The organism is Streptomyces calvus (assembly GCF_006782915.1).
Taxonomy (GTDB): domain Bacteria; phylum Actinomycetota; class Actinomycetes; order Streptomycetales; family Streptomycetaceae; genus Streptomyces; species Streptomyces calvus.
Genome location: NZ_VCNP01000048.1, coordinates 56025 through 63919, shown reverse-complemented (window position 1 = coordinate 63919; position 7895 = coordinate 56025). Strand labels below are relative to the sequence as shown.

The window sequence follows — 7895 nt, the reverse complement described above, 5'->3', positions numbered from 1 at the left end:
GGGGGGGCCGGGGCCCCCTGCCGACGGATGCCCGGCCCGGTGGACACAGGGGCCGGAAAGCACCCGTCGTGACTCCGGCCGGCCGGGGGCGCCGGCCCGGAACCAGGCAGCACACCGGCACGTTACGGTCGAGTAATGTCGGTGGGCAATACCGGAATCCAAGTTTTCCGGGATACCGACTTCGCCCGCCCCGAACCTGTCAGCGCGGAGACAAACGCAGTCCGGGAACTTGTCACCGGGTGAGCAACACGGCGCGGGAAGGATGCCGGACCGGAAGGTCGGACATCACCGGCCGACGGCTTCGACATTGGCACCGGGTGACTAACGCAAACCGCGGACCACTCACCCCGGAAACAGTTGGTTGCCTTTTTCAAAGAATCTTGAACGGCGGCATTGTTGGGTCAAGTTTCCCGCCAGTAACGTCATGGTTCGCGGACAGGGAACACCGAGCCGCGGGCCGTGCCGGCCGCTCCCTCGATCTCTTCGGCCCGCGGCCCATCTCTGCCGGTCGATCACAAGGAGAATCCCCGACTCATGAAGAAGAAGACGAGAAAACTGGCCGTTGTGGCGGGTGCGGCCGCGGCCGCCTTCGGCCTTGCCGCCGCACCCGCTTCGGCGGCGCCCTCCACGGTGTGGACCGTCACGCCGTCGGGCAGCTACACGGCGACGAACAGCGGCAACATCGTGCTGACCGCCACCATCCCGATGACGTGCACGACGTCGGGCGCCTCGGGAACCATGGCGAGCACCACCGGCAACCCGGCCACGGTCGCCACCATCGCCGCCATCAACTTCGGCACCGCGACGTCTCCGTGCACCAGCGTCCTGGGCAACGTCACCACGGTGGCCGTCACTCCCTGGACCGTCGTCGCGCAGGACTACGACGCGGCGACCGGCGTCACCAAGGGCTACGTCGGCAACGTCAAGGCGAATGTGACCGCCGGCGCCTGCAAGTTCACGGTGACGGGCAAGGCCTCCGGCACGTACACCAACTCCACCGGTGTCCTCGCCGTCAACAGCGTCTCCGGTGACCTGGCCGTCAGCGCCGACCCCGCGCCCGTCAACTGCGGTTCGGTGGTCACGACCGCCACCAAGCCGACCTTCAAGGGCAACTACGTCATCAAGGCGTCGAACGGCACCATCCCGAAGATCGTCGGCTCCAACCCGTAAGGCGCCACCCGTTCCCGTCCGCCCGGCCGGCTCCCCGGCCGGGCGGACACGGACGGTCCGGCCGAACCCTTCGAAGACCCTCTCCCGAGCGATGTGAAGGGACCCGCATGAGAGGCCACCGTGCCGCCGTCCCGCGCCCGCCGCGCGTCCGCGCCAGGAGCGCGGCGATCGGCGCGTTCGTCGTGCTCGCCGCCGTGATCCCGGCCGCGGCCTCCGCCGCCGGCACCCAGGAGACCGACGTCGAACTCCCCTACGTCTGCGCGTTCCCGTCGGGGGAACGGGCGGTGACGGTGCGGGTCACGGCGACGTTCCCGCAACGGGCGCAGCCGGGCGAGGCGTTCACTCCCACCGGCGTCACCACCACCGCGGTGCTCCCGGCGGAGGCGGTCGCGGACCTCGCCTCGGCCGGGGCGGCCACCGTGCGGGCGGCGACCCGCCTCGGCGTCGGTGTCGCCCAGAACGCGGCCGGGGCCACGGCGACCTGGCGGGGCAGCGCCGAGCCCGTCGCCCTTCCGGCCGCCGGGCCGCTGACGCTGACCTCCACCGGCGACGTCCCTTCGGTGACCGGCCGGGACGAGGGCGACCTGACGTTCACCGCCGGTGCTCTCGCCCTCGACCTGGAACCCGGCACCACGGACGGCGCCACCGCGGGCCCCGGTGCGCTGACCGTCGACTGCTCCCTGCCCGCGGACGCACCGGAGCGTGGACTGCTGGCCACCGTGCCGGTCGGGACGCCGGGCACGGAACCGGACGACCCGCCGACCGCACCCGACCCGTCGTCCGGTTCGCCGTCCGACCCGTCCTCCGGGTCGTCCTCCGGCCCGCCGGACGAACCCGGGGACCGGCAGGACGAGCGCGCGCCCGAGGTGACGGAGAACGCGCCCGGCGGCGCCGCCGCGGACCGCGCCGCCCCGCCGTGCCGCTACGACGACTCCCATCCGTCCACCTCGGCGTCGCTCAACGCCTACGTCACCGGCTACACGAACGTGAAGAAGCTGAAGGGCGCCTCGCTGCTGCCCCTGTCCTGCGTGCTGATCGAGCAGGGCCCCACGGACATCGAGTTCTTCCCGGACTTCACCGGGGGTTATCTGTCGCAGCACTCGGAGGGCACGCTCCGCCACCAGGGCCGCGCGCAGACCCCGCCCTTCGAGGCCACCTTCCTGACCTTCGGCTTCACCCCGACGAAGGCCACCATGGTGCTGGAGCAGACGGGCCCGATGACCATGGACGCCGCCGGCGAGACCTCGTTCGTCACGCTGTTCACCCGCCTGGAGACCCGGGTGCGGGTGCCGCTGGTGCTGCGGGTGACGGCGCTCGAGGTCAACGGGACGCCGCTGGAGGTCGGATCCGCCTGCCGGACGGAGAAGCCCCTGCGCTCCCCCGAGCCCGAGCCCGGGAAGTTCCCCGGTGACCATCTGGTGCTGTCCGGCAGCAGCACGCACCAGCCGCCCGACCAGCCCGTCGGCTATCTGCTGAGTTCCGGCGGCCCGCTGACCGGCGAAGTGACCATCCCGGCCTTCACCGGCTGCGGCACCGGCGGCGAGGACCTCGACCGCCTCCTCACCGCCTCCGTCTCCGGCCCCGGCAACCACATCAAGCAGATCCAGGGCCAGACGTGCGCGGTGCAGGTCTTCAACGAGAACGAGTGCACCGAGGACCTGCAGCCCCGCGACATTCCCGTCCCCGAGCGCTGAGCCGAGCCACCCCCACTCCAACGGAAGGCCACCACCATGCCCTCGCTCTCCACCCGTACCAGACTCGCCGCCGTGTCCGCGCTGACCGCGCTCGGCGCCCTCGCCTCCCTGGGCACCGCGACCGCCGCCGACCCGGCCCTGAACGGCGAGTGGGCGCCCTTCACCCGCTGCCCCGTCGACGCCCCGGCGATGCTGGCCGCCGACGGCGTCGACAGGACGCCGCAGTGCGTGGTCTCCACCTCCGCCAAGGGGTCCATCAAGCTGGGTAGGACCACCGTGGTCACGGGGAGGACGAACCTCCAGCTCGGTGTCGTGCAGAACGCCGACGGCACCAGCAGCGTCGTCGCCCCGCCGTCCGGCGCGCTCGTCGCCGACTCCGCGACCGTGCCCGGCGGCCTGCTCGGCCTGATGTGCCCGAGCGACATCCCGGTGATCACCGGCATCTGCCGGACGCTGGAGAACTCCGACCTCAACCGGATCACCGCCACCATGGAGTCCGTCGGCGCGCCCTACGCCTTCGACCAGACCGCGGGCGTCCTCACGGACCTGCCCATCGTCGCCCTGCCGGTCCGTATCCACCTGGAGAACCCGCTGCTGGGCGACAAGTGCTACATCGGGTCGGCGGCCCAGCCGATCGTGCTGCGCCCGAAGAACCTGAACTACCCGGAGTTCGGGATGAGTTTCTTCCAGGGCGACGGCACGCCCGACGAGGCCGGCGAGATGAGCCGGATCAACCTCACCGGCGCCACGCAGAACGACAGCGCCTTCGCCGTTCCCGGAGCCACCGGCTGCGGCCTGAACGTCGGGCTGATCAACGCCGCCGTCAACGCCAAGACCGGCCTGCCCTCCGCCGCCGGCAACAACAGCCTCACCCTGGACGACACCCGGACCCACCTCACCGGCCTCAACGCGCCCGGCACCGTCGTCCCCGACGCCGGCCGGGTCCTGGCGGAGAACTGGCACTCCGCCGTCCGGTGACGGACACGGCACCGCGGGGCACGGGCGTCCCGGTGACCGCCCATGCCCCGTGAAGCGGTTTCTTCCCAAGTGGTGTACAGCACACGGAAGTTGATTTACCTTCAGCTTCCAACCGGTGTGCACCTGGTGGGCCGGCCCCGGGTTCCGTCCGCCGTCCGGCGGGGGCGGTGCCCGGCCGGCCTCCTCGCCGGACATGTCGGAGAGCAAGGGATCGCTCATGCCCTCATTCGCACGCCCTTCGGTGCTCGGTGAACCGCTCGACCCCCTTCCCCGGCAGTTCGCGGCCTTCATGCGGCCGGAGCTGCCGGGGCTGCTGAACGAGATACGGGCCGAGGTCACGCGCGCCTACCCGGTCTACGGCCGGCTGCTGAACGGCCCGGACGGGGACGCGATCCGTCAAGGTGTCGAGCAGGCGCTGACCGCCTTCGTGGACCGTGTGGCCGACCCCGGCCGCAATTCGGAGCTGCGGGACGAACTGCTGCGCCGGTTCGGCCGGGTGGAGGCCTACGAGGGCCGTGACCTGGAGGTCCTTCAGGGCGCGTACCGGCTCGGCGCCCGTATCGCGCTGCGCCGGGCCAAGTCGCTGGGACGGCAGCACAGCCTCTCCCCCACGCTCGTCCTCGCCTTCGCCGACGCCCTGTTCGCGTACGTCGAGGAGCTGGAGGCGGTCACCCGCGAGGGGTACGCGGAGGTGCGGGAGCGGGCCGCGTCGGAGGTGTCCGCGTTACGAAGACAGTTATTACACCTCCTCCTGGCCTCGTCGCCGCTGCCCCGGACCACCGTCTCCGAGTTGTGCCGGGCCGCCGCCTGGGAGCTGCCCCGCACGTGCTTCCTCGTCGCTGTGCGCCCTCCGGCGCCGGAGCACATCCAGGCGGCGCTCGACGCGGACGTCCTCGCCGACCTCGACATTCCGCAGCCGCATCTGCTCGTCCCCGGGGACGTCACTCCGCAACGCCTCGACATGCTCGGCTCGGCGCTGGCCGGCACTCGTGCCGCGGTGGGCCTGACCGTCCCGGTCGCGGGGGCCGCCGACTCCGTCCGCTGGGCCCGCCGGGTGCTCCAGTTCGTCGACGACGGTGTCGTGCCGGACGCCCCGCTGGTCCGTTGCGAGGACCACCTGACGACCCTGTGGCTGCTGTCCGATCCGGCCCTCGTCGGCCATCTCGCGGCCCGTGAGCTGGCCCCGCTGGACGAGCTGCCCGCGAAGCGGCGCGACCGGCTGGTCGAGACGCTCCGGGTGCACGTCTCCACCCGGGCACCGGCCGAGCAGGTCGGCGAGATCCTGGGCGTGCACGCCCAGACCGTCCGCTACCGCCTGCGGGCCCTGGACACCTTTCTGGGCGACCGGCTCGCCGACCCGGACCACCGCTTCGCCCTCGAGGTGGCGCTGCGCTCGCTCCACCTGCGGGACCACGGCACCGCGGAGTGATCCCCGCGGCCGGCGTGAGGCCACCCGCACGCCTCACGCCGACCCACGCGCGCACTCCCGCGGAACTCACCCGGGACTCACCCGGGCCCGACGCTCACGCCGGATCGATCCGCCACTGCTGGCAGGCGTTGTCCAGCCAGGCCCACTGCCGTACGTCGGCGCCGTCGGCGGTGGAGCAGTCGGCGACGTCGGCGACCTTGCCGGTGGCCCGGTTGACGATGCGGACATGGCCGCTGTCGGTGGCCACGAACCGGAACCGCTGGCAGGTGTTGTCCAGCCACGACCACTGCCGCAGGTTCGCGCCGTCGGCGGACGAGCAGTTCTCGGTGTCCAGCACCTTGCCGGTGGCGACGTTCACCAGCCGGTGGGTGTCGTCCCCGAGGTCCTCCGGACGCCACCGCTGGTTGGCGCCGCCGTTGCAGGCGTACTGCCGTACGTCGGCGCCGTCCGCGGTCGACCCGCCCGCCACGTCCAGGCACTTGCCGCTGTTGCGGTTGGTGAGGGTGTACGTGGTGGAGACGGCGGCCGGCTCACCGGACGGCCCGGCCTGACCGGCCCCGAGCCGCACGGGCGTGCCGAAGTCCGGTGACCCGTCCGCGTTCCAGGTGAACTTCTGCGCCCGTGCCGTACGCCCGTTGTCGCAGCCGTCGGAGGCGGAGTCGTTGGCGTGGTAGACGATCCAGTTCTCCTTGCCGTCCGGTGAGGTGAAGAACCCGTTGTGCCCGGGCCCGTAGACGCCGTTGCCGTCGCTGCGCCGGAAGACGGGTGTCGGCTTCTTCGTCCACGAGGACGCGGACGTCGGGTCGGGACCGGTCAGGGTGAGCTGCCCGAGCTTGTAGTCGGGGGTCCAGCAGCCGCTCGCGGAGTAGATCAGGAACGTCCGCCCGTCCCGCTGGAGGATCTCCGGCCCTTCGTTGACGGCGCCGCCCTGCCGCTCCCAGTCGTGGGTGGGCGTGGAGACGGTGGTGAAGCCCGAGCTCACCGTGTACGGGTTCGACATGCGCGCGGCGACGATGTTCTGCGTGCCGTTGTGCGTGCTGCCGAACAGGTAGAGCTGCCCGTTCACGGTGGCGACCGTCGGGTCCAGCATCCAGGAGGAGTTGAGCTGCCCCTTGTAGCTGTACGGCCCCAAGGGGTCGGACCCGGCGCTCTCCAGGACGTGGCTGCGCTGGGTGGGGTTGTAGTCGGCGACGTTCTGTCCGGCGACGTAGTACAGGTACCAGCGTCCGTTGAAGTGGTGCAGCTCCGGTGCCCAGATGTTGCAGCACCGGGAGGCCGCGTCGCCCTGCCACACCTGCACGCTGGGGGCGGTGGCGAGGCCGCCGAGGGTGGGCGACTTGCGGACGGTGACGACGTCGGTCCAGGACGTGCTGACCAGGTAGTAGTTGCCGTCGTGGCGGACGATCCACGGGTCGGCGCCCTTCTGCGCCTTGACGGGGTTGCTGAAGGACGCCGCCTGCGCGGACGGCTGCCCGAGGGTGAGGGCGAGCAGCAGCGCGGCCAGCAGGGTCAGTAGGCGACGGGCCATCCGCTGCTCCAGTTCAGGAGGTTGATGCCGAGCTTGGGCGTGCCGTTGTCGTTGCCGTCGTAGTAGTGGTAGACGATCAGGTCGCCGTCGACGTCGTTCATGATCGACTGCCCGCCGGGGCCGATGACGCTGCCGTGCGACTCGAGCACCGGCGTCCCGCCGTTGTTCATCATCGACACGCCGTTCTTGTCGCGGTACGGCCCGGTGATGCCGGTGGCGCGGCCGACCTTGACCTTGTAGGTCGAGCCGGTGCCGGCGCAGCAGGTGTCGTACGACGCGAACAGGTAGTAGTAGCCGCCGCGCTTGACGATGAACGGCGCCTCGACGGCCTTCGTCCCGGAGGGGCGGGAGGCGAGGGAGTGGCGGGTGGTGTTCGAGGAGAGCTGCTTGCCGGTGGACGGGTTGATCTGGATCATCTTGATGCCGGTCCACCAACTGCCGAAGGACAGCCACCACTTGCCGTCGTCGTCGACGAAGAGGTTGGGGTCGATGGCGTTGTAGTCGCTGGAGGAGTTCGAGGTGTACACGGTGCCCTGGTCGGTCCAGCTGCCCGGCTGTCCGGTGCTGGAGGTGGCGAGCCCGATGGCGGAGGTGTTCGAGCCGAACTTCGAGACGGAGTAGTACATCAGGTACTTGCCGCCGTGGTACGAGATGTCGGGCGCCCAGGCCTCCGGCACGGAGGAGTAGTTCGACCACCAGCCGGGCCGGGACGGGAACGCGTCGGCGCCGGCGGAGAAGGCGGTGCGGTCGGTGGAGGTCTTGCTGCTGATGCCGCCGCCGGTGGCGTAGAGCAGGTACTGCCCGGAGGACGTGCGGATCATCGTCGGGTCGTGCGTGACGACGGACCCGGTGACGTGGCCGGGGTTGGGGTACGCCGAGGCGGTGGTCGGCATCAGTGCGAGCAGCGCGGCGGTGGGGAGCGCGAGCAGGGTGGTGCGCCTGCGGAGCGTGCGGAACGTGCGGCTCATACGGGTTCTCCTTGCGGTGGGGGTGACAGTGTGTTCGGAATTCCGAACAGCGATCGCAAGTTCGAACGGACCGTAGAATCGAACCACTTGCGCGTCAATGGCCCGCGCAGCCCCGATCGGCGCCGGCC

6 protein-coding genes are annotated in these 7895 nt (G+C 71.1%); 4 read left to right on the top strand and 2 right to left on the bottom strand.

Annotation, left to right across the window (positions count from 1 at the left end):
* Positions 1 to 534: 534 nt before the first annotated feature.
* The 4 genes from FGW31_RS23875 to FGW31_RS23860 all read left to right on the top strand — a co-directional run bounded on the left by FGW31_RS23875 (position 535) and on the right by FGW31_RS23860 (position 5271).
* A complete protein-coding gene (locus FGW31_RS23875) occupies positions 535 to 1170 on the top strand; it encodes a hypothetical protein (RefSeq protein ID WP_142195547.1) in 636 nt (211 codons plus the stop codon).
* A 107-nt stretch (positions 1171 to 1277) separates the two neighbouring features.
* Positions 1278 to 2864: a DUF6801 domain-containing protein gene (locus FGW31_RS23870; RefSeq protein ID WP_142195546.1), complete on the top strand. Its 1587-nt coding sequence runs from the start codon at positions 1278 to 1280 to the stop codon at positions 2862 to 2864.
* Positions 2865 to 2900: 36 nt separating this feature from the next.
* Complete coding sequence (locus FGW31_RS23865; protein WP_142195545.1) at positions 2901 to 3842, top strand: hypothetical protein; 942 nt, start codon at positions 2901 to 2903, stop codon at positions 3840 to 3842.
* A gap of 217 nt (positions 3843 to 4059) precedes the next feature.
* Positions 4060 to 5271 carry a helix-turn-helix domain-containing protein gene (locus FGW31_RS23860; RefSeq protein ID WP_142195544.1) on the top strand — a complete coding sequence of 404 codons (1212 nt, stop codon included), beginning with the start codon at positions 4060 to 4062 and terminating at the stop codon, positions 5269 to 5271.
* Positions 5272 to 5365: 94 nt separating this feature from the next.
* Here the strand turns inward: FGW31_RS23860 and FGW31_RS23855 are convergent, their stop codons facing one another.
* Positions 5366 to 6799, bottom strand: coding sequence for a family 43 glycosylhydrolase (locus FGW31_RS23855; protein ID WP_142195543.1), 1434 nt, complete (start codon positions 6797 to 6799; stop codon positions 5366 to 5368).
* Positions 6781 to 7767, bottom strand: a complete 987-nt coding sequence (locus FGW31_RS23850; protein WP_142195542.1) for an arabinan endo-1,5-alpha-L-arabinosidase — start codon at positions 7765 to 7767, stop codon at positions 6781 to 6783. Before FGW31_RS23850 ends, FGW31_RS23855 begins: the two co-directional genes overlap by 19 nt.
* Positions 7768 to 7895 lie beyond the last annotated feature (128 nt).